General features: G+C 68.8%; 19 protein-coding genes and 1 tRNA gene. 8 read left to right on the forward strand and 12 right to left on the reverse strand.

Annotation, left to right across the window (positions count from 1 at the left end; translation table 11 throughout):
- Positions 1-11: 11 nt before the first annotated feature.
- Positions 12-932 (forward strand): LLM class flavin-dependent oxidoreductase, encoded by a 921-nt coding sequence (locus tag AORI_RS41115; protein ID WP_016330490.1) that lies wholly within the window; start codon positions 12-14, stop codon positions 930-932.
- Here AORI_RS41115 and AORI_RS41120 read toward each other — a convergent pair.
- The 3 genes from AORI_RS41120 to AORI_RS41130 all read right to left on the reverse strand — a co-directional run bounded on the left by AORI_RS41120 (position 929) and on the right by AORI_RS41130 (position 2,892).
- Positions 929-1,321 (reverse strand): SCO5389 family protein, encoded by a 393-nt coding sequence (locus AORI_RS41120; RefSeq protein ID WP_005161845.1) that lies wholly within the window; start codon positions 1,319-1,321, stop codon positions 929-931. The genes AORI_RS41115 and AORI_RS41120 overlap by 4 nt on opposite strands.
- 110 nt (positions 1,322-1,431) lie before the next feature.
- A complete protein-coding gene (locus tag AORI_RS41125) occupies positions 1,432-2,166 on the reverse strand; it encodes an ABC transporter permease (RefSeq protein WP_016330491.1) in 735 nt (244 codons plus the stop codon).
- A gap of 15 nt (positions 2,167-2,181) precedes the next feature.
- Positions 2,182-2,892, reverse strand: coding sequence for an ABC transporter ATP-binding protein (locus AORI_RS41130; protein ID WP_016330492.1), 711 nt, complete (start codon positions 2,890-2,892; stop codon positions 2,182-2,184).
- A 133-nt stretch (positions 2,893-3,025) separates the two neighbouring features.
- On the opposite strand from AORI_RS41130, the gene AORI_RS41135 reads away from it, so the two are divergent.
- Together AORI_RS41135 and AORI_RS41140 are read left to right on the forward strand one after the other, a co-directional pair.
- On the forward strand, positions 3,026-4,801 hold the full coding sequence (locus AORI_RS41135) for a sensor histidine kinase (RefSeq protein WP_016330493.1): 1,776 nt from the start codon (positions 3,026-3,028) through the stop codon (positions 4,799-4,801).
- The gene (locus AORI_RS41140) at positions 4,741-5,397 is read left to right on the forward strand and encodes a response regulator (protein WP_043847831.1); all 657 of its coding nucleotides are present in this window, start codon (positions 4,741-4,743) and stop codon (positions 5,395-5,397) included. Before AORI_RS41135 ends, AORI_RS41140 begins: the two co-directional genes overlap by 61 nt.
- A gap of 52 nt (positions 5,398-5,449) precedes the next feature.
- Here the strand turns inward: AORI_RS41140 and AORI_RS41145 are convergent, their stop codons facing one another.
- Positions 5,450-6,769, reverse strand: coding sequence for an FAD-dependent oxidoreductase (locus AORI_RS41145; RefSeq protein WP_016330495.1), 1,320 nt, complete (start codon positions 6,767-6,769; stop codon positions 5,450-5,452).
- A 111-nt stretch (positions 6,770-6,880) separates the two neighbouring features.
- Between AORI_RS41145 and AORI_RS41150 the strand changes: the two genes are divergently transcribed.
- From AORI_RS41150 to AORI_RS41165, 4 genes are read left to right on the forward strand one after another with little or no spacing between them, the layout of a single operon-like run.
- A complete protein-coding gene (locus tag AORI_RS41150) occupies positions 6,881-7,525 on the forward strand; it encodes an aminodeoxychorismate/anthranilate synthase component II (RefSeq protein ID WP_016330496.1) in 645 nt (214 codons plus the stop codon).
- Complete coding sequence (locus AORI_RS41155) at positions 7,522-8,328, forward strand: ABC transporter ATP-binding protein (RefSeq protein ID WP_016330497.1); 807 nt, start codon at positions 7,522-7,524, stop codon at positions 8,326-8,328. The genes AORI_RS41150 and AORI_RS41155 overlap by 4 nt, the downstream gene beginning before the upstream one ends.
- Entirely contained in the window at positions 8,316-8,960 is a 645-nt protein-coding gene (locus AORI_RS41160; protein WP_016330498.1) for a hypothetical protein, read from the forward strand. The genes AORI_RS41155 and AORI_RS41160 overlap by 13 nt, the downstream gene beginning before the upstream one ends.
- Positions 8,960-9,502, forward strand: coding sequence for an AAA family ATPase (locus AORI_RS41165; RefSeq protein WP_016330499.1), 543 nt, complete (start codon positions 8,960-8,962; stop codon positions 9,500-9,502). Before AORI_RS41160 ends, AORI_RS41165 begins: the two co-directional genes overlap by 1 nt.
- A 228-nt stretch (positions 9,503-9,730) precedes the next feature.
- Here AORI_RS41165 and pknB read toward each other — a convergent pair whose 3' ends face one another.
- From pknB to AORI_RS41200, 7 genes are all read right to left on the reverse strand, one after another.
- Positions 9,731-11,689 (reverse strand): Stk1 family PASTA domain-containing Ser/Thr kinase, encoded by a 1,959-nt coding sequence (pknB, locus tag AORI_RS41170; protein ID WP_043847832.1) that lies wholly within the window; start codon positions 11,687-11,689, stop codon positions 9,731-9,733.
- Positions 11,686-12,993, reverse strand: coding sequence for a protein kinase domain-containing protein (locus AORI_RS41175; protein WP_016330501.1), 1,308 nt, complete (start codon positions 12,991-12,993; stop codon positions 11,686-11,688). Before AORI_RS41175 ends, pknB begins: the two co-directional genes overlap by 4 nt.
- Positions 12,994-12,996: 3 nt before the next feature.
- Positions 12,997-14,460 carry a peptidoglycan D,D-transpeptidase FtsI family protein gene (locus tag AORI_RS41180; protein WP_016330502.1) on the reverse strand — a complete coding sequence of 488 codons (1,464 nt, stop codon included), beginning with the start codon at positions 14,458-14,460 and terminating at the stop codon, positions 12,997-12,999.
- Positions 14,457-15,935: an FtsW/RodA/SpoVE family cell cycle protein gene (locus AORI_RS41185; protein WP_016330503.1), complete on the reverse strand. Its 1,479-nt coding sequence runs from the start codon at positions 15,933-15,935 to the stop codon at positions 14,457-14,459. The genes AORI_RS41180 and AORI_RS41185 overlap by 4 nt, the downstream gene beginning before the upstream one ends.
- Positions 15,935-17,332: a PP2C family protein-serine/threonine phosphatase gene (locus AORI_RS41190; RefSeq protein WP_016330504.1), complete on the reverse strand. Its 1,398-nt coding sequence runs from the start codon at positions 17,330-17,332 to the stop codon at positions 15,935-15,937. Before AORI_RS41190 ends, AORI_RS41185 begins: the two co-directional genes overlap by 1 nt.
- Positions 17,329-17,796: an FHA domain-containing protein FhaB/FipA gene (locus AORI_RS41195; protein ID WP_007030429.1), complete on the reverse strand. Its 468-nt coding sequence runs from the start codon at positions 17,794-17,796 to the stop codon at positions 17,329-17,331. The genes AORI_RS41190 and AORI_RS41195 overlap by 4 nt, the downstream gene beginning before the upstream one ends.
- Before the next feature lie 160 nt (positions 17,797-17,956).
- Entirely contained in the window at positions 17,957-19,216 is a 1,260-nt protein-coding gene (locus AORI_RS41200; RefSeq protein ID WP_016330505.1) for a DUF3662 and FHA domain-containing protein, read from the reverse strand.
- Between the two features lie 130 nt (positions 19,217-19,346).
- Here AORI_RS41200 and AORI_RS41205 point away from each other — a divergent pair.
- Positions 19,347-19,429 (forward strand) — tRNA-Leu (locus AORI_RS41205).
- A gap of 124 nt (positions 19,430-19,553) precedes the next feature.
- On the opposite strand, the gene AORI_RS41210 is transcribed toward AORI_RS41205, so the two are convergent.
- Entirely contained in the window at positions 19,554-19,928 is a 375-nt protein-coding gene (locus AORI_RS41210; RefSeq protein ID WP_043848490.1) for an FKBP-type peptidyl-prolyl cis-trans isomerase, read from the reverse strand.
- Positions 19,929-19,959 lie beyond the last annotated feature (31 nt).

The following is a 19,959-nucleotide window of genomic DNA, read 5'->3' on the forward strand; positions in this document are numbered from 1 at the left end:
AGGACGCCGACGTGCTGCGCCGGTCGGTCGACGCCGCCATCGCGGCCGAGCGGGCCGGGTTCGACGACGTGTGGTTCGCCGAGCACCACTTCATGCCGTACGGCGTCTGCCCGTCCGCGATCACCCTCGCCGCGCATGTGCTCGGCCGCACCGAGCGGATCGCCGTCGGCACCGCGGTGAGCGTGCTGTCCGTCGCGCATCCGGTGGCGCTCGCCGAACAGTGGTCGCTGCTGGACGCCGTTTCCGGTGGACGGTTGCGGATCGGCGTCGGCCGCGGCGGGCCGTGGCAGGACCTCGAGGTGTTCGGCACCGGCGCTTCACGCTACGAAACGGGGTTCGAGGAGAGCCTCGACCTGATGCTCGCGGCGATGACCTCGGAGACGGTCTCGGCCGACGGCGATCATTTCAAGTTCCGCGAGGTGCCGATGGTGCCGCGGCCGGAACGCGCCCCGCGGCTGGTCGTGGCCTGCGGCGATGCCCGTTCGCGGGCGGTGCGGCTCGCCGCCGATCGTGGGCTGCCGATGCTGCTCGGCCTGCACACCGACGACGACGGCAAGATCAAAACCCTTGCCGCGTACGGGGAATCCGCCGCCGAGCACGTGTCGACGGTGATGTGCCAGGTCGGGGACGACGCGCTGGACGTCGTGCGGTCGGCGTTGCCGGGTTCCCTGAAAGAGGGATTCGCCGGGCACGTGTACCTCGACGGCAAACGGGGCCTGGACAAGGATCCGGTGTCCTACACCGACAAACTGTGCGAGATGCACCCGATCGGCGGAGTGGAGTACTGCGTCGACAGGCTGGGAACGAGCATCCGGCGTACCGGGGTCTCCCACGTGATCATGATGGTGGAAGCGTCCGGTACGCCGGAGGGAACGCTCGAAAACATCGCGCGGATCGGGGAAGAGGTCCTTCCCGCGCTACGCAGGGGTTAGCAGTCGCGCAGTTCCGGGCTTTGGTTCAGCAGCTGGCCGCGGACGGAGACGAACGCGCGGTAGCGATCACTGTCCACTTGGGACTTCTTGAACACGGCGACGCGGTGGCAGTTCTGGAACGCCAGCTTCACGCCGAAGTGCCGTTCCAGGCCGCCGCGGATGGCGTCCGAGGCTAGCGCCCGCAGCAGCTGGCCGCGTTCGGCCTCGCTCGGCGGCGGCGTCTCGTTGTCGGCGAATCCGTCGGCCGCGCCCTCGGCCTCCGCGATGACACCGGTGATCACGGTCCAGGCGTAGGGCAGGGACTCCCGGACGCAGGCGACGAATTCGGCGTCGGAGACCTCCCCGCGCTCGGCCTTCTCCAGCAGCGCGGGCGATACATCCAGAGACATCGAACCTCCGAGAGAGACACGGTGAACGTGGGCCGCCTTCCTGACTACCCACCCGCGGCTCCAGCCACAAGAGAAAACGATCATCATCACCACTTTGGCGGAAGCCGTCGTCACTCCCAGCGAAAGAGCTTCGCCGCCACGACACAACTGCCCACCGCGAAAGCCGCCAACACGGCGAGTTGCAGCGGCTGGGCGCCGGTGCCGGTCCAGGCGTCTTCGAGGGCCTTGACGCCCGGCGGGATGTACGCGCCGATGTCGCGGATGGCCTCCGGCAGCAACGGGCGCGGCAGGTAGACGCCGCCGAGGAACATGATCGGGAGGTAGGCGATCAGCGCGAGCCCGTTCGCCGCGCGGCTGGTCTTGGCGACCGAGGCGGCGATCAGGCCGAGCCCGAAGATCGCGGTCGTGCCGAGGACGAACGTCAGCAGGAAGCCGAGCGGATGCCGCGGGGTGGGGACGTCGAAGACGACGCCCGCGGTCACGAGAAGGAGGCCGACCCCGCCGATCGTCACGATGACGTTGATGATCAGCTGCGCCACCAGCAGCTGGGCGGGGTGCACCGGAGTGGTGGCGAAGCGGCGAAGGATGCCTTGTTCGCGATAGGTCGCGATGATCCCGGGGATCGATTGCAGGCCCATCATGGCGATGGTGAGCACGACCATCGACGGCACCCAGGCGTCGAGGAAACGCATACCCGACGTCGTTTCGCTCTCCGCGCGAATCCCGGGGATCACCCCGAGCACGGCCGTGACGACCGTCGGCAGGACGAGCCCGCCGATGACGAAGCCGGGCGTGCGGAGGGCGAGTTTCGTTTCGGTGAGGGTGATCTTGGCGAGTGTGTTCATTGTTGGTCTCCTGGCTCAGTCGCGGCCGGTCAGGGTCACGAAGGCTTCGTCCAAAGTGGATTTACCGGCGCGGTCACGGAGTTCGGCCGGGGTGCCGGTGGCGACCACGCGCCCGGCGTCGAAGATCGCGAGGCGGTCGCAAAGGCGTTCGGCCTCGTCCATGAAATGCGTGACGAGCAGGACGGTGACACCGGTGTCGCGCACGGCCTCGACGAGCTTCCAGGTGTCGCGGCGGGCGTGCGGGTCCAGTCCGGTGGTCAGCTCGTCGAGGACGGCGACCTCGGGGCGGCCGACGAGCGCGAGCGCGATCGAGACGCGCTGCTTCTGACCGCCGGAAAGCTTGCCGAAGTACTTGTCCCGTTGTTCGGTGAGACCGAGCTTCGCGAGCAGGTCACCGGTGTCGGCGGGGTTCGTGTAGAAGGAGGCGTAGAGGTCGAGCGCCTCGTGGACCTTGATCTTGTCCGGCAGGCGGCTCTCCTGGAGCTGCGAGCCGAGGCGCTGCCGCAGGGCGGCGTGGTCCTTGCCGGGGTCGAGGCCGAGGACCGACATGGTGCCGGAGTCCGGCGTGCGCAGTCCCTGGAGGCATTCGACCGTGGTGGTCTTGCCGGCGCCGTTGGTCCCGAGGATCCCGAAGATCTCGCCCTGTTCCACGTGGAACGAAACGTCGTCGACCGCGACGTGCTCCCCGTACGTCTTGCGGAGGTTGGTGACTTCGATGAGTGGCATGCGAAAAACGTTATGGCGCAACGGACTTGGTCAGAATGACGCTGAACCCACAGCTGGGGTGGGGCTGGACCCACCCTGATCGGGGGCCTGTGGTCACTGTGCCGGGCCGGGGCGGTGGGGAAGACTTCGTCGCATGTTCCGCACCTACCTCACCTCCGTGCGCCGGGGCTTCGTGCTCGCGGCCTTGGCGCTGGTGAGCTGGCTGGACCTGCTGCTCGAACTGGTGGGTTTCTGCCTGCTCTGTGTCGGCCTGGTCTTCGCCTACACGCTCGCGCTCGAAGGGACGCGTCCGCGTGCCGCGCTCACCCGGCGACTGGCCGGGCGCTGGTGCGGTGTAGAGGTCGAACCGCCCTACCGGCCGGCGCCGCCCGAGCCGGAACGCGAGCGCGACGGCTGGTACCGCGACGGGAACAGCCTGTTCAAGCGGTCGTGGTTCATCAAGTGGACCAAACGATTCGAATGGATCACCGGCGATCCGGCGACCGGACGCGACCTCGGCTGGCAGCTGTGGAATCCGGTCGCGGGCCTGCTGCTGATCCCCGCGGTCCTGCTGGCCGGGCCGCGCGCCCTCCGGCTGTACGGGAAGTGGACGCGCTGGTGGCTCGGCCCCCGCCCGGGCCGCACCGGGGACGGCTGGCTCAAGACCAGGCTGAAGGCGCTGGGCTTCCAGCTGGGCCTGCTCGCGCTTTCGGCCGCACAGCTCGGGATGGCGATCCCGACGCTGCTCGCCCTGATCTGGCCGGCGCCGCTGTTCCCGGCGATGGTCGTCGCCGGTCGTTCGGTGACCGACACCCTGCGCCGCGAGGCCAAGTACTGGACCGGCGTGCGGATCGACCGGCCGTATCTGCCGGAGCCGCCGTTCCCCGTGCCGCGGGCGGACGGGATGTACCGGCACGGACGGCAGCTGTACGACACCCCGTGGTGGCCGTCGAGGCTGGCGCGTTTGCGCTGGGTGATGGTCGACCGTGCGACCTGGCGCGATCTGGCCGCCGCGGTGGTCAACTCCGCGGTGCTGCTGGCGCTGGCCGTGCCGACGGTGGCGTTGGTGTCCCTCGGCCTTTGGGGTGTGGTGGCGCTGTGGATCTGGCGGCCGTTCGGGCAAGCGCTCGCGCTGACTCCTGTCGCCGTGGCGGCGGTCGTCGCCGGACTGGCCGCGACGCCGTGGCTTACCCGTCTGGGAGCGCGCTTCGCGAAGGTGCTTCTCGGTCCGACAGAGGCTTCGCGGCTCGGGCAGCGTGTCGAACGGCTGAAGCAGACGCGGACCGACGCGTCGGTCGCGCAGGCCGCCGAGCTGCGGCGTATCGAGCGGGATCTGCACGACGGGGTCCAGTCGCGGCTGGTCGCGATGGGGATGAAGCTGGGCGCGGTCGAAGCGCTCATCGACAGCGACCCGGCCGCGGCGAAACGACTGGCCGCCGAGCTGCGGCAGACGTCGTCCGAGACACTGACCGAGTTGCGGCTGCTGGTGCGCGGGATTCATCCGCCGGTGTTGTCCGAGCGCGGGCTCGGTGACGCGGTGCGCGCGATGGCGCTCGACAGCCCGCTGCGGGCTTCGGTGAACGGCACCCTGCCCCGGTTGGAGCAGCCCGCGGAAGCGTGCGCGTACTTCGCGGTCAGCGAGTTGCTGGGCAACGCCGCCAAACACGGCGAGGCTCGGCGAGTGTCGATCGAACTGGGCTATGACGACGGTCTGCTGCGGATCGAGGTGACCGACGACGGGAAGGGCGGCGCGAACGCGGCCCGGGGGAGCGGGATTCGCGGGATCGAACGCAGACTGGGCGCCTTCGACGGTACTTTTGCTCTGACCAGCCCGCTCGGCGGGCCGACGAAGGCGATCATGGAGATCCCGTGCCAGCTCGACCCCGATGCGTCGTCGCCGAAGACCAGTACCTCCTCCGAGACGGTTTGACGCATTTGCTGACCGCGCACGGTTTCGACGTCGTCGAGGCGGTGGGCACCGGGCCGGAACTGGAGCGCGCGCTGCGCACGCACCGGCCCGACGTTTCGGTCGTCGACGTCCGGATGCCGCCGACGCTCACCGACGAAGGACTCCAGGTCTCGCTGGCCGTGCGGCGCGACATCCCCGGGCTGCCGATTCTCGTTCTGTCGCAACATGTCGAGCAGCTCTACGCGCGGGAACTCCTCGCCGACGGGGCAGGCGCGATCGGATACCTGTTGAAGGACCGGGTCTTCAACGCGGACCAGTTCATCGACGCGGTGCGGCGAGTGGCGGGCGGCGGCACCGCGATGGACCCCGAGGTGATCGCGAAACTGGTGGCGGGCAACGCTTCCGACCCCCTCTCCGCGCTGACCCCGCGCGAACGCGAGGTGCTCGGACTGATGGCCGAAGGCTGTTCCAACGCCGCCATCGCTTCGCGGCTGCACTTCAGCGAAGGGGCGGTGGGGAAGCACACCGCGAACATCTTCGCGAAGCTCGGCATCGTCGCCTCGGACGACACGAACCGCCGCGTTCTCGCGGTCCTCGCTTACCTGGGAACGCCGTGAAGGCCTCCTTCCCTACCTTGAGAGTAGGGAAGGAGGCCTTCACGGACAGGGTTCAGGAGCGCGAGATGCGGGTCATTTCGTCGCGCTCCACGACCTTCACGCGTTCCCGGCCGTGCGGGACGCCCAGCGCCTTCTCGTGGGCGTCGAGCTTGCCCCAGCCTTCCCAGGTGGTGAAGGGAACGCCGCGTTCGGTCAGGAAACCGAGGATCGCGTCGGGGTCCTCGACGGCCGGGGCCGTGAGGTTGCCGGCGTCGGCCAGCAGGCTCGCGATGGTTTCGGCCGCGTCGCCCTTGGTGTGGCCGATGAGGCCGACCGGCCCGCGCTTGATCCAGCCGGTCACGTAGACGCCCGGCACCTGCTCCTCGTCGATGTCCAGCACCCGGCCCGCCTGGTTCGGCACGGTCCCGGTGGTGTGGTCGAACGGGATCTCCGGCAGATGCGACGACAGGTAGCCCACCGCGCGGTAGACGGCCTGGACGTCCCAGACGTGGAACTCGCCGGTGCCGCGCACGTTGCCGTCACCGGTCAGTTCGGTGCGCTCGGTCCGCAGGCCGGTCACCTTGCCGTCTTCGCCGACGATCTCGCACGGCGAGTGCAGGAAGTGCAGGTGCAGCCGCTTCGGCCGGTCGCCCTGGTCGCGGATCGCCCACTCCTGCAGCGTCTTCACGACCATGTCGATCTGCTTCGACGCCCGCAGCGCGGCGATGCTGCCTTCGTCGAACTCGATGTCCTCGGGGTAGACGATGACCTCGACGTTCGGCGAGTGGTCCAGCTCGCGCAGCTCCAGCGGGGTGAACTTCGCCTGAGCCGGGCCGCGACGGCCGAACACGTGCACGTCGGTGACCGGGCTGGCCTTCAGTCCCTGGTAGACGTTGTCCGGGATGTCGGTGCTGAGCAGCTCGTCGGCGGTCTTCGCGAGGATCCGCGCCACGTCGAGCGCCACGTTGCCGACGCCGAGGACCGCGACCGAGGTCGCGTTCAGCGGCCAGGTGCGCGGCACGTCCGGGTGCCCGTCGTACCAGGAGACGAAGTCGGCGGCGCCGTAGCTGCCGTCCAGGTCGATCCCGGGGATGTCGAGCGCGCGGTCGGCCATGGCGCCGGTCGAGAAGATCACCGCGTCGTAGAACTGGCGCAGGTCGTCGAGCTTCAGGTCGGTCCCGTAGTCGACGTTGCCCAGCAGCCGGATGTTCGGCTTGTCGAGCACCTTGTGCAGGGCGGTGACGATGCCCTTGATCCGGGGATGGTCGGGCGCGACGCCGTACCGGATCAGCCCGAACGGCGCCGGCATGCGCTCGAACAGGTCGATCGTCACGTCAGCGTCGGACTTGTCGAGGATGTCGGCGGCGTAGATGCCGGCCGGACCGGCACCCACGATGGCTACACGAAGAGAACGGCTCACTCCTACCACGGTAAGTTAGGTAGCCCTAACAATCATTGTGATCTGGCGTACGGTCCACCTGGTGGGAGCCGCTAAGCTGGCTTCATGCGCGTGCTCGTCGTCGACAACTACGACAGTTTTGTCTACAACCTGGTCCAGTACCTGGCCCAGCTCGGCGCCGACTGCACCGTCTGGCGCAACGACGTCGTGGACATCGACAAGCTCGGCGAGTTCGACGCGGTCCTCGTCTCTCCCGGCCCCGGAACCCCGGAACGCGCTGGTCAGAGCATGGACGTCATCCGCAAATGCGCCGAGGAACGCATCCCGATGCTCGGCGTCTGCCTCGGCCACCAGGCGCTCGGCGTGGTCTTCGGCGCCACCGTCGACCGCGCCCCGGAACTGCTGCACGGCAAGACCAGTCAAGTCCACCATTCGGGCGACGGAGTGCTCGCCGGGCTTCCTGCGGAATTCACCGCCACGCGGTACCACTCGCTGACCGTTTTGCCGGAAACCATCGACGAGACCGTGTTCGAAATCACAGGCCGCACCGAGTCCGGTGTCGTGATGGGCATGCGGCACCGCGAGCTGCCGCTCGAAGGCGTCCAGTTCCACCCCGAGTCCGTGCTCACCCAGGGTGGTCACCGGATGCTGGCGAACTGGATGGCCTCCGCCGGGCACCCGGTCGCCGACGCCACGGTCAACGAACTCGAACAGGCGACCCGTGCGCTGCAGAAGGCCGCTGCTGCGTGACCTCGCTGATCCGGCTCGAAGGAGTCGGTAAGCGCTACGGCCGCGGCGAACCCGTGCTCGCCGACGTCGACCTCGACGTCCCGGCGGGCCGCGTGCTCGGCATCCTCGGTTCGAACGGCTCGGGGAAGTCGACGCTGCTCAGGATCCTCGCGGCACTTTCCCGTGAGACTTCGGGAACCGTCGTGGGCGATCCGCGCGTCGGCTACCTTCCGGACCGCTTTCCGGCGGGACAGCGGATGAGTGCCAGGGCGTACCTGCGGCATATGGCCCGCATCGACGGCCATGTCGACTTGTCGGCGATCGATCCCCTGCTGGACCGGCTGGCGCTGGTCGGCGGCCCGGACGCGCCCTTGCGGACCCTGTCGAAGGGCAACGCCCAGAAGGTCGGCCTCGCCCAGGCCGTCCTCGCCGAGCCGGACCTGCTGATCCTCGACGAGCCTTGGTCCGGTCTCGACGTCGAAGCCCACACCGTGCTCGGCGAACTCGTCGCCGAGACCAAGGAGCGGGGCGCGAGCGTGGTCTTCACCGATCACCGCGCCTCCGTCGTGCACGCCCACGCCGACGACGTCTACCGGATCGACGGCGGCCTCCTGACCCGTGTCGAAACAAGAGCCGAAAACGCGACGAGGATCGTCCTGCACGGCCCCAGCGGCGATTGGTCTTCGGAACCCGGCGTGAGCCACGTCGTGGCGGAGGACGGGAAGGTCGTCCTGACGGTCGAAGCCGGGCACGCCGACGCGGTCCTGCTCCGCGCGCTCAACCGCGGCTTTTCGGTCCGGGAGGTGGCGCCGTGCTCGCCATGACCCGCTACTACCTCGCGCTGCTCGGCCATTCCCAGCGCTATCTGCCCGCGATCCTCGCGTACATCGCGGTGAACACCGTGCTCTACACGGATCCGAAGTCGCCGCTGCTGCCGCAGTACGGGATCAGCGCGGGCTCGCTCCTCGTCGTGTCGTGCTGGCTGACCATCGCCATGCTCGACGTCGAAGACCCGGTCCAGCGGCTGGTGACCTTCAGCCACGCACGACGCTGGCGGTCGGTCCTCGGCGGCGCCACGCTGGCCGTCTTCGGCTGCGCGGTCGTGCTGATCCTCGTGACGGTGCTGTGGTCGGGGCTCCGGACCGGCGGCTTCACGATCGGCACCTTCGCGCTGGGTGCCTCGGCGCACGCGCTGTGCGCGCTGTTCGGGATCGCGATCGGCCTGCCCTGTTCGCGGCTGCTGGTGCCGCGGGTCGGCTGGTCCGTCCTGGCCGCGATCTTCGCCCTCGCGGCGGTGCTCCTGGTGAAGTGGCTGCCGCTGGCCAATCCGCTGCTGCGCGCCTTGGCGTCGCAACAACCACTGACCGGCCCGTTCATCATCGCCGTCGTGGCGGCGGTCTCCGCCTTGCTGCTGAGCGCGACGGCCGTCGCGTATCTGCTCCGGCGCAACGCCTGATGCCGCGGCTCATCGTGCTCAACGGCCCGCCCGCCTGCGGGAAGTCGACCCTCGCCCGGTTGTACGCCGAAGACCATCCGCTGACGCTGAACCTCGACATCGACCGGCTCCGCGGTCTGCTCGGCGCCTGGCGCGAGAACGCCGCGAAAGCCGGGACGCTCGCCCGCGACCTCGCCGTGAGTGCGGCTCGCACCCAGCTGCTCGCGGGCCACGACGTCATCGTCCCGCAGTTCCTCGGCCGCGCCGATCTCCTCGAACGCCTCGAAACGCTCGCCGTCGAAACGGCCGCTGAGTTCCACGAGATCGTCCTCCTCGACACCAAGGACAACGTGCTCCGGCGGTTCGCCGAGCGCACGCGCGCGGCGGCGGAGCCCGAACACGTCGAGGCGCACGAGACGCTGGGCGGGCCCGAACGGCTGGCGGAGATGTACGACCGGCTCGTGGCGCTCATCGCGACGCGGCCGAAAGCGGTCGTGGTGCGGACCAGCGCCGGGCGGATTCAGCAGGCTTACCAGGGACTGCTCGACAGCTTGGCGCTCTGAGCGATGCCTATCCAGCGGGTCGTGAGTGGCAAAGAGGGTTAGAACGAGCATCGCCACTCACGACCCCGGCGGAGGCCTCGATCACGAACACGACTTGCCCCTCAATAACCCTCTTTCACTCACGACCCCTCGTGAAACCGGGTAAATCGGTCACCATTTCCCGAACGGGCTGGACATGAAAAGGGCCCCGCACGAAACCGTGCGGGGCCCTCCTCACTCAGCTCCGGATCACGGAGGCGGGAAGAGCCGCGAGCTCGACGACGTCGGCGTCTCGTCGCTTTCGACGATGAACAGCGTGATCGGCGCGTTCTTCGCGATCTTCGAACCGGCCTGCGGGTTGGTCTTGCTGACCTTGCCCGCCAGATCCTTGTCACCGTTCTTGTCGGCCTGCGTGTCCAGGGTTCCGTTCCAGCCCAGCTGCTGCAGCTGCCGCGTCGCCTGCTCCTCGGTCATGCCCTTCAGGTTCGGCATGTCGAAGGTCTCCTGGTTGCCGTTCGACACCGACAGCTTGACCACGCTGCCGACGGCCAGCTTGCCGCCGTTCGGGGTCTGGTCGATCACGGTGCCCTTGGGCTGGTCGGAGTCCACATTGGTGACCTGCGGGGTGAACCCGGCCGTCCTCAATCCGGCTTCGGCCTCGGCCTGGGTCTTGCCCTTGTAGTTCGGGACCGTCTTCAGTTCCTTGGACTTGCCGACCGTGATGTCGACCTTCGAACCCTGATCGACCTCGGCCTGCGCGCTCGGGTTCTGCGACATGACCTTGCCCGCCTGGTTCGGGTCTTCGGTCTCTTCCTCGGTGGTCGCACCGAGCTTCAGACCGGCTTCGGTCAGCGCCGTGGTGGCCTCGGAGACGCTCTTGCCCTTGAGGTCCGGCGTCTTGACCTTGCCCGGCTTCGAGCCGACGGTCAGCGTGATCTTGTCCGAGGTCGGTACCACCTGCCCCTCGGCGGGGTTGATGCTGATGACCTTGTCGATCTGGTTCTCGTCACACGAGGGCTGGCCGTTCACGGACTCGCCGGTGCAAGTGATCTTCTTGGTTTCGAGTGAGGTGAAGCCGGCGCCGCGCAGCGTGTCCTTCGCCGAGACCTCGGACTGCCCGACCACCTTCGGGACCGCCTTGCTCTCCGCGCCGGCGCCCTGGAAAGCGCCCATCAGCCACATGATCAGCAGCACGATGGCGGCCAGCGAGACCACGAGACCGGCGATGAGCCAGGCCCGCCGCTTCTTCTTCGCGGCCGGGTCCTCGTCGTCTTCTTCGTACTGGTCGTAGCGCGGCGGCACCCGGCGGTCGGAGTCCATGACCTGGGTGCGCTCGTCCTCCGACATCACCATCGGCGCGGCGGGCCGCTGACCGGACAGCGTCCGGACCAGGTCCGAACGCATCTCCGCGGACGACTGGTACCGGTTCGCCGGGCCCTTCGCGAGCGCCTTGAGCACGACGGCGTCGAGCTCGGGCGCCACGGCCGGGTTCACCGACGACGGCGGGTTCGGGTCTTCCCGGACGTGCTGGTACGCCACCGCCACGGGCGAGTCGCCGGTGAAGGGCGGCTCGCCGGTGATGAGTTCGTACAGCACGCAACCGGCGGCGTAGACGTCGGAACGCGCGTCGACGGACTCACCGCGGGCCTGCTCCGGCGAGAGGTACTGCGCCGTGCCGATCACCGCGGCGGTCTGCGTCATCGCGGACTGCCCGTCGTGCATGGCGCGCGCGATACCGAAGTCCATCACCTTGACGGCGCCGTTCTTCGTGATCATCACGTTCGCCGGTTTGACGTCGCGGTGCACGATGCCGTGCCGGTGCGAGAAGTCCAGTGCCGCGCAGACGTCGGCCATGACCTCCATGGCCCGCTTCTGCGACATCGGGCCTTCGGTCTTCACGATGTCGCGCAGAGTCCGTCCTTCGACGTACTCCATCACGATGTAGGGCAGCGGGCCGAACTCGGTGTTCGTCTCGCCGGTGTCGTAGACGGCGACGATCGCCGGGTGGTTCAGTGCCGCCGCGTTCTGTGCCTCGCGACGGAAACGTTCTTGGAACTGGGGATCCCGCGCCAGGTCGGCACGCAGGATCTTGATCGCCACCTCCCGGCCCAGGCGCACGTCGTGGCCGTGGTGGACCTCGGACATGCCTCCGTAGCCGAGCGTCTCGCCCAGCTCGTAGCGGTTGCTGAGCAGTCTTGGTGTGCTCATCTCTGCGTGCCGTTCCATTCCGTCCAAGGTTTGCTGCTCATCATTCCTGGATTCGCCTGTCCGGCCGGCTCCTCGGTGCCGCCCTCCGTCGGTGCCGCGGGGTATGCGGACGTCGGCGGAGGACCTTCGGACTTCTTACCCGGAGCCGGCGCGTGTTCACTCGTTTCCACGCCGCCCGACTGCGGTCCGTTGCCCGAACCGACCAGTCTCACGATGAGGAAGGCTCCTGCCACCAGTACTGCGATCAGGATCACCGCGAGCAGCAGCCACCAGCCCCATTGTGGCCGTCTGCCGGGCAGACGGCGGACCGCCATCGGTGGCGGACCGGTGACCGGGTGCATCGCCGGATGCGACGCCGGTCCTACGGCCGCCATCGGGTTCGGCGGGGAGTGCGGGCCGGGCGGCACCTGCTGCGGCAGCACGGGCTGGCCGGCCGGGTAGGCCACGTTCACCAGCCCGGACGGCGTCGGCAGGGGCAGACCGGCACGGACCGCGGCGACGGCGGCCGCGAACTCGCCGCCGCTGTTGTACCGCTGTCTCGGATCCTTGATCAGGGTCGCTTCGATCACCGCGCGGGCGCCCGGCGGCACGTCCGGCGGCAGCGGCGGCGGGAGGTCGCGGATGTGCATCATCGCGACCGTCACCGCGTTCTCCGAAAGGAACGGCCGGTGCCCGGTGAGGCATTCGTAGCCGCACACGGCCAGCGAGTAGACGTCGCTCGCCGGTTCGGCGTTGTGCCCGAGCGCCTGCTCGGGGGCGATGTAGTGGGCGGTGCCCATGACCATGCCGGACCTGGTCACCGGGGCGGCGTCGGCGGCCTTCGCGACCCCGAAGTCGGTGATCTTCACCTGTCCCGCCGGGGTCACCATGATGTTGCCCGGTTTGACGTCGCGGTGCACGAGACCCGTTTCGTGCGCGGCCTGCAGCGCGTTACCGGCCTGCTCCAGGATGTCCAGGGTGCGCTCGGCGTTCAGCCGTCCTTCGCGGGTGATGATCGCGGCCAGCGGATCGCCTTCGACCAGCTCCATCACCAGATACGCGATCGACAGCTCGTCCGCGACCGTCTCGCCGTAGTCGTGCACCGCGGCGATGCCGGGGTGGTTCAGCGACGCGGTCATCCGCGCCTCGGTCCGGAACCGGTGCAGGAACTCGGCGTCGCCGGACAGCTCCGCCTTGAGGATCTTGATCGCGACCGTCCGGTCCAGCCGCGTGTCACTGGCCTGCCAGACCTCGCCCATCCCGCCGACGGCGATCCGGTTCGTCAGCTTGTACCGGTCGGCCAGCAGCTGACCCGAGGACAGCATCCGCTATCCACCCCCGAGCATGGCGTTGACGGCGGCGCGGCCGATCTCCGCGGCCACGGTGCCACCGGTCGCTTCGAGCCCGCGGTTACCCCCGGACTCGACGATCACCGAGACGGCGATCTTCGGGTCCATCGCCGGCGCGAACCCGGTGTACCAGGCGTGCGGCGGGGTGTTCTTCGGGTCGTTGCCGTGCTCGGCGGTGCCGGTCTTGGAGGCGATCTGGATGTCGCCTCGTTTGCCCGCGCCCTTCGTGTTCTCCTCCGACGCCAGCATCATGTCGCGCAGGATCGCGGCGTTCGCGCTGGACATCGCGGCGTCACCGGTCAGCTCGGCCGGCTTGTAGTCCTCGATGGTCGACAGGTTCGGCGCCAGCAGCGCCTGCACCAGCTGCGGTTTCATCGCCATCCCGTTGTTGGCGATGGTCGCCGAAAGCAGCGCGTCCTGGATCGGGGTCAGCCGCACGTCGCGCTGCCCGATGGCGCTCTGGAACAGCGCCGCCTTCGACTCGAGGGGCCCGAGGGAGGAAGCGGCGACGCGCATCGGCACGGTCAAATCCTCGCCGACACCGAAGTTCTTCGCCGTCGCGTTCAGCTTGTCCTTGCCGAGTTCGCCGGCGAGCTCGGCGAACGGCACGTTGCAGGAATACCGCAGCGCTTCCTTCAGCGTGCTGCCCTTGCAGGCCGCGCCGCCGTAGTTCTCCAGTGTCGTCTGCGTGCCGGGGAGCTTGACGTTGGGCGCGGTGTTGACCGGCATGTCCGCCGTCTTGCCGTTCTCCAGCGCGGCCGCGGTCACCAGCAGCTTGGCCGTCGAACCCGGCGGGTAGGTCTCCGAGATCGCGCGGTTCAGCATCGGCTTCTTCGGGTCGTCGCGCCACTGGCCCCAGGCCGCGATCTGCTCCTTGCCGACGTGCGAGGCGAGTTTGTTCGGGTCGTACGACGGCGTCGAGACCATCGCCAGGATGCGCCCGGTCTTCGGCTCGATCGCGACCACCGAGCCGGTGTAACCCTTCTGCGTCATCAGGTCGTACGCGGCCTTCTGCACGGCCGGGTTGATCGTCAGCCGCACGTTCCCGCCGCGCGGGTCGCGGCCGGTGACCATGTCCGACAGGCGCCGCACGAACAGCCGCGGATCCGAGCCGTTGAGCACGTCGTCCTCGGACCGCTCCAGGCCGCCCGAGCCGTAGTTGATCGAGTAGTAGCCGGTGACCGGCGCGTACATCGGGCCGTCGGCGTAGGTCCGGATGAACTTGTACTTGTCGTTCGAGGGTTCGACCTTCGCGAGCGCCGTGCCGTCCGGCGTCACGATCAGGCCGCGCTGGCGGGAGTACTCGTCGTAGAGCACCCGCAGGTTGCGCGAGTCCGTGCGGTAGTCGTCGGCCTTGACCACCTGGATGTAGGTGGCGTTGGCGAGCAGGAGCACCACCATGACGAGCATGGCGATGCCGACCTTGCGGAGCGGGGTGTTCACGAGGCGCTCCCCTCACCGTTCGCGGGCGGCCGCTGCACCATCACCGTGTGGGCTTCGGCGAGCGGCGCCTGGGGCTGCTGCGGCTTCGGCCGCACCGCGGGTTTGCGGGCGGCGTCGGAGATTCGGAGCAGGAGGGCCACCAGGATGTAGTTCGCGAGCAGGGAGGAACCGCCGCGCGAGAGGAACGGGGCGGTGATCCCGGTGTTCGGGATCAGGTTCGTGACGCCGCCGACGACGACGAAGATCTGCATGACCATGGCGAACGAGAGGCCGCCGCCGAGGAGTTTGCCGAAGGTGTCGCGGACCGCGAGGGCGCTGCGCATCCCGCGCGTCGCCAGGATCAGGTACAGCATCAGCATCGCGGCGAGGCCGATGAAGCCGAGCTCCTCGCCGATCGCGGTGGTGATGAAGTCCGTCTTGGCCTCGGGGACCATGTCCGGCCGCCCGGCGCCGAGGCCGGTGCCGCCGACCCCGCCGGTGCCGAGCCCGAACAGCCCCTGCGCGACCTGGTAGCCGCCGCCCGCGTCGTCGTAGGTGGCGAGCGGGTCGATCCAGTTGCGGACGCGCTGCTGGACGTGCGTGAACAGGTTGTAGGCGATGATCGCGCCGGCGGCGAAGAAGCCGACGCCCAGCACCACCCAGATGATCCGCTCGGTCGCGACGTACAACATCATCAGCGTGACGCCGAAGAACAGCAGCGACGTCCCGAGGTCCTTCTCGAACACCAGCACGCCGAGGCAGGCGGCCGCCGCGATCAGGATCGGGCCGAGGTCACGGGCGCGCGGCAGCTCGACGCCGACGATCTTCTTGCCCGCGACCATGAACAGGTCCCGTTTCGTCACCAGGAACGAAGCGAAGAAGATCATCAGCAGGATCTTCGCGAACTCGCCGGGCTGGATCGAGAAGAACGGCAGCTTGATCCAGACCTTCGCGCCGTTGACCTCGGAAAGGCTCGACGGCAGCACCGCGGGCAGCGCGAGCGCCACGATGCCGACCAGACCGCAGGTGTAGCCGTAGCGGGTCAGCGTGCGGTGGTCGCTGATCACGACCAGCACCACCACGAACAGCACCAGCGAGATCGCCGTGAACAGCACCTGCTTGGTGACGTCGGGCGTGTACTCCTTGCCCTGCTGCACCGCGCGTTCCGCGAGCGCCAGGTCGATCCGGTGGATCATCACCAGGCCGAGCCCGTTCAGGAGCGCGACGCACGGCAGGATCACCGGGTCCGCGTACGGCGCCCAGCGGCGGACCGCCAGATGCGCCGCCGTCAGCACCCCGAGGTACGACAGCCCCAGCCAGATGATCGAGCTGGTGAGCTCCTGCTCCTGGTTCGCCTCCACCAGCACGAGCGCGACGGTGACGATGAACGTCGCGAACGCCAGGAGGACGAGTTCGGTCCCGCGCCGCTTGGGCAGCTCGCGCGGAGGGTTCGTGGCGAACTGGGCCGAAGCCGGATCGGCGAGCGGCGTGCTCATCAGTTACCGCCCCCTGGTGCTGCCGTGGCCGGCGTCGAGCAGTCCCTCCCCGCTGGCTGGTTCGCCGAACTCGGCGAGGCGGGGGTAGAAGGGGCTGCTGCCGACGACGACACCGGAGGCGGTGACGAAGCGGAAGGCGGCGTGGAAGTCGAGCTGGTGTTCGGCTTGCAGTCGGCCAGCTGCTTGTGCGGCCGCAGGAAGTCGTCGATGTACTTGCGGGCGTCGTCGAGGTTGTCCTTCTTGACACCGTTCTTCACCGCGATCCGCGCGTCCTCCTGCAACGCGGGCACCAGCAGCTTGTCGGTGCACAGCCCGCCCGGCGGGCACGAGCCCTGCTCGTAGGCGTGCAGGTCGATGCCGAGGATGCTGCCGGGGACGCCGCGGTAGATCACGACCTCCTCGCCGGGCCCCTCGCCGACGTAGTACTGGCTCAGCACGAAATACCGCGTGGCGATCGCCGCCGCGGCCAGCACGATCAGGACGACCACCGCTCCCGCCAGCCAGCGAAATCGCCTCCGGCGCTTGACCTTGGGGTCCTCCTGCTGGGGCTGGACCTCCGGCCGCGGCTGCGGCGCGGGCTGGGTCAGCGCACGGGCGCGGGCGGCGGGGGAGTCCCCCTGGTGGAACTCGTCGCTGCCGTCCCCGGCGGCGCCGCCTACGATGGGCGCGTCCTCACCGAAGTCGACGTCGACGACGTCGGCGATGATCACCGTGACGTTGTCCGTGCCGCCGCCCTTGAGCGCCAGCTCGATCATCCGGTCCGCACAGGCCTGCGGATCCGGGATCTGGATCGCCTCGGACAGCGTCTCGTCGCTGACCATGCCGGACAGGCCGTCCGAGCAGATCAGGTACCGGTCACCGGCGCGGGCCTCGCGCACGGTCAGGCTCGGCTCGACCTCGTGCCCGGTCAGCGCCTTCAGCAGCAGCGACCGCTGCGGGTGCACCGCGGCCTCTTCCGGCGTGATCCGGCCCTGTTCGAGAAGTTCGTTGACGAAGCTGTCGTCCCGCGTGATCTGCGAGAACTGACCGCCGCGCATCAGATACGCCCGCGAGTCGCCGACGTGCACGACACCCATCCGCGAACCGGCGAACAGCACGGCGGTCAAGGTGGTGCCCATCCCGTCGAGGTCCGGGTCCTGCTGGACGAGCTCGGCGATGGCGGCGTTGCCGTTCTGGACGGCCTCTCTCAGCTGAGCGAGGAGATCGTCGCTGGGATCGTCGTCGTCGAGGGGTGCGAGTGAGGCGATGACGACCTTGCTGGCCACCTCACCCGCGGCGTGCCCACCCATGCCGTCGGCGAGGGCGAGCAGGCGGGGACCTGCGTACACGGAGTCCTGGTTGCTGGAACGCACCAGGCCCCGGTCGCTGCGAGCCGCGTAGCGGAGGACGAGAGTCATGGGCGAAGCTCGATCACCGTTTTGCCGATCCGGATGGGGACTCCGAGCGGGACCCGGAGGGGTGCCGTGACCTTAGCCCGGTCGAGGTACGTCCCGTTCGTCGAACCCAGATCTTCCACGTACCAATCCTCCCCGCGCAGGGCGATCCGGGCGTGCCGGGTCGACGCGTAGTCGTCGTCCAGCACCAGAGTCGAGTCGTCGGCGCGGCCGATCAGGATCGGCCTGCCGTCCAAGGCGATCCTGGTTCCCGCCAGCGCACCATGGGTCACGAGCAGCTGCTGCGGCGATTTCCCGCCGCGCGGCTTCTTGTTTTCCTTCTTCTTGCGGCCGAACGTCGGGACGGCCACTCGCAGCCCGGAGGCCGCGTACAGATCCGAACGGACGACACGCAACGCGGCGAACACGAAGAGCCAGAGCAGCACGAGAAAGCCCACCCTGGTGAGTTGAACGACCAGCTCTGGCACTTGTTGTGTCCGCTCCCGTTTCTCCTGTACGCCGCGGAGAGCCCGTGCCGTCCGGGATGGTCGGCTCCGAACGCCCTTGCTCTCCGCGTACGACCCGCGGTGCCGATCCACCACAGGTCCCGCACCGCAATTCTGCGATACCCCCTCCGGACGCCGCCGGTCAGCCCTGCGTACGGAACACGAGAGACGAGTGGCCGACGCGGATCACGTCGCCGTCGGCCAGCTGCCAGGTCTGCACCGGGGTGCCGTTGACGGTCGTGCCGTTCGTCGAACCGATGTCCGCGAGCGTCGCGCTCTGGCCGTCCCAGGTGATCTCCAGGTGACGGCGCGAGACACCGGTGTCCGGGAGCCGGAAGTCGGCGTCCTGGCCGCGGCCCACGACGTTCCCGCCCTGCTTGAGCGAGTACGAGCGGTTCGACCCGTCGTCCAGCTGGAGGCTCGCGGTGAGCTGACGGCCCGCCGCCGGCTGGCCGCCGTAGCCGCCGCCCTGCGCGTACGGGTCCGCGGCGGGCTGGCCGTACTGCTGCTGCTGGCCGCCGCCGTACTGGTCGTAGCCACCACCCTGCTGCTGGCCGCCGTACTGGTCGTACCCCGGCTGCTGTGCGCCGCCGCCGTAACCCTGGTCGTAGCCGCCCTGTTGCTGGCCGCCGTACTGGTCGTAGCCGGGCTGCTGTGCGCCGCCGCCATAGCCCTGGTCGTAGCCGCCACCCTGTTGCTGGCCGCCGCCGTACTGGTCGTACCCCGGCTGCTGACCGCCATAGCCCTGGTCGTAGCCGCCTTGCTGCTGGCCGCCGTACTGGTCGTAGCCGGGCTGCTGTGCGCCGCCGCCGTAACCCTGGTCGTAGCCGCCCTGCTGCTGGCCGCCATAACCCTGGTCGTACCCGGGCTGCTGCTGGCCAGCCTGCTGTCCGTAGCCGTACTGGCCCTGCTGGCCGTACGGGTCACCCTGGTCGTATTGGCCGTAGCCGGGGGGCTGGCTCATTGCTGGGTCTCCTGCGTTGCTGGGTCGTGCCGACCGTGACGAACCTTCGGCGCCGTGGGGCTTGACGTCGGGATCGACGGACGAACGGGTCTTGAACTGTCCAGTATGCAGCGCCTCGTTGCGCTCGAGCGAAACTACGACGTCACCATAGGTGTCCCATCCGTGCTCGGCGAGGTGTTCCTTGACCGCCTCCGCCAACACCGAGGTGACCCGCCGTTCGTCTCCGGCCATGCGCTCGTGATCAGCCTGCCCCAACGACACGATGTAGTGGTTGGGAGCGAGCTGTCGACCACCGGCCAGCTCACGAACGTTCTCCTCGCTCTCGCGCTCGAGCGCCACCGCCACTTCCTGCGTGACGACGTTGCCACCGAACATGCGCGCGAAGGTATTGCCCACGAGGTTCTCGAGCCGTCTGTCAAACCGTTCGACGCGGCCCACCGGGCAACCCTCCTCACACGTGTGCTTCCCCGTCGATCCTATCCGGGTACGGCCAGTCGGACACGGCCCCCGGTGAAACCCGTGAAAACGGCCTGCTACGCTTTGCGAGCTGTCAGAGAACGAAGCACTCGGGCGAGTGGCGGAATGGCAGACGCGCACGGTTCAGGTCCGTGTGTCCGAAAGGACGTGAGGGTTCAACTCCCTCCTCGCCCACTTGTAGTCAGAGGCCCCATCGCCACCGCGATGGGGCCTCTTTCGTTGGGTCATCAGCTGCGGCGAAAGGGCCCTTCACCTCATGCGATGCGGTGAAGGGCCCTTTCGGCTCGTCAGTGGTGAATCAGTTCACGCCGATGAGGTCGACGACGAAGATCAGGGTCTCGTTCGGCTTGATGACGCCGCCGGCGCCACGCTCGCCGTAGGCCAGATGCGGCGGGATGACCAGCTTGCGGCGGCCGCCGACCTTCATCCCGGCCACGCCCTGGTCCCAGCCGGGGATGACCTGCCCCTTGCCGAGGCCGAAGCGCAGCGGTTCGCCGCGATCCCACGAGGCGTCGAACTGGTCGCCGGTCGAGTGCGAGACGCCGACGTAGTGCACCGAGACGGTGTCGCCGGCCTTCGCCTCCTGGCCATCGCCGACGGTGATGTCGGACTTCTCCAGGTCGGACGGCGCGGGGCCCTCCGGGCGGTCGATCTGGGGCTTCTGCAAAGACATGTCCATAAGCTACCTGCGCAGGTAGCGGGTC

This window comes from Amycolatopsis keratiniphila (assembly GCF_000400635.2).
Lineage (GTDB): Bacteria > Actinomycetota > Actinomycetes > Mycobacteriales > Pseudonocardiaceae > Amycolatopsis > Amycolatopsis keratiniphila.

Bases quoted from the DNA above. Each gene is read 5' to 3' on its own strand.
- AORI_RS41120 (WP_005161845.1), bottom strand. From the start codon at position 1,321: ATGTCTCTGGATGTATCGCCCGCGCTGCTGGAGAAGGCCGAGCGCGGG.
- AORI_RS41125 (WP_016330491.1), bottom strand. From the start codon at position 2,166: ATGAACACACTCGCCAAGATCACCCTCACCGAAACGAAACTCGCCCTC.
- AORI_RS41130 (WP_016330492.1), bottom strand. From the start codon at position 2,892: ATGCCACTCATCGAAGTCACCAACCTCCGCAAGACGTACGGGGAGCAC.
- AORI_RS41135 (WP_016330493.1), top strand. From the start codon at position 3,026: ATGTTCCGCACCTACCTCACCTCCGTGCGCCGGGGCTTCGTGCTCGCG.
- AORI_RS41150 (WP_016330496.1), top strand. From the start codon at position 6,881: ATGCGCGTGCTCGTCGTCGACAACTACGACAGTTTTGTCTACAACCTG.
- AORI_RS41165 (WP_016330499.1), top strand. From the start codon at position 8,960: ATGCCGCGGCTCATCGTGCTCAACGGCCCGCCCGCCTGCGGGAAGTCG.
- pknB (WP_043847832.1), bottom strand. From the start codon at position 11,689: ATGAGCACACCAAGACTGCTCAGCAACCGCTACGAGCTGGGCGAGACG.
- AORI_RS41175 (WP_016330501.1), bottom strand. From the start codon at position 12,993: ATGCTGTCCTCGGGTCAGCTGCTGGCCGACCGGTACAAGCTGACGAAC.
- AORI_RS41185 (WP_016330503.1), bottom strand. From the start codon at position 15,935: ATGAGCACGCCGCTCGCCGATCCGGCTTCGGCCCAGTTCGCCACGAAC.
- AORI_RS41190 (WP_016330504.1), bottom strand. From the start codon at position 17,332: ATGACTCTCGTCCTCCGCTACGCGGCTCGCAGCGACCGGGGCCTGGTG.
- AORI_RS41210 (WP_043848490.1), bottom strand. From the start codon at position 19,928: ATGTCTTTGCAGAAGCCCCAGATCGACCGCCCGGAGGGCCCCGCGCCG.